This is a genomic window from Oleiphilus sp. HI0117 (assembly GCF_001635235.1).
Genome location: NZ_LWGA01000174.1, coordinates 1 through 806, shown reverse-complemented (window position 1 = coordinate 806; position 806 = coordinate 1). Strand labels below are relative to the sequence as shown.

1 protein-coding gene is annotated in these 806 nt (G+C 41.9%); it reads right to left on the bottom strand.

Annotation, left to right across the window (positions count from 1 at the left end):
- Positions 1-806 (bottom strand): tetratricopeptide repeat protein (locus A3757_RS02260; protein ID WP_156506116.1); only part of this gene is annotated, 806 nt, incomplete at both ends.

Here is an 806-nt window from a genome sequence, read left to right as displayed (position 1 = left end):
CTTCCAAATAGCTAATAATACCTAGTAGCTGAGTCGCTAGCTTGTATGAGGGATAATCATTTAATATCTCGATCAAAGTTGCTTTAGACGCATCCAATTCGCCTGCTTGCATTTTCTCGACCGCAAGCTGATATTTCTCTTTTACTTCATTTGAACCCGGGAAGGCTTCGGATAACAGTTTGGTGTAAATATAGGCTTCGTTAGAACGGCCTTGGCGAGTCAAAACATAAGATAGCCGTTCTAATACAACGGCTTTTTCCGGCTCAATAATATCTGTATTATCCATAGTAGAAAGCAAATCGGTCAGAATATCTTCGGCCTGTTCCAGGTTCTGTTCACCAATTGCAATACCAGCCAATAGAATTCTTGCTTTACTAAAAGCCTTGGCACCCTTAGGTATGGAATTAAGCAAGCCTTTCGATTCTTTTACCTGGTTAGATCTTACTAAAGCAGTTGCTTTTCCTAGGGTAGCGAGGTCATTCCCTGCCTCGTCATTAAGAATTTTCTGATAGGCATTGACTGCTTGTTCAAGCTCGTTCAAACCTAACAAGTTATGCGCACGAAGCATTTGAAGCTCAACGCTATTGCCACTTAAGTGCTCATCCAGAACAAGCTCAGCAGATAAGTACTTGTGCTTACCTTGATAAGACTCAACCAGTGCGACATAGTAACTTTCATCCTTGTCGGTACTCACCTGCTCCAATAAGCTAAGCGCCGCGTCATATTGCCCTAATTTAATCAACATCTCGGCATATTGAACAATTGAAGAGGCTTCGCCACCCGACTTCTTCACCGCATTTTTATAT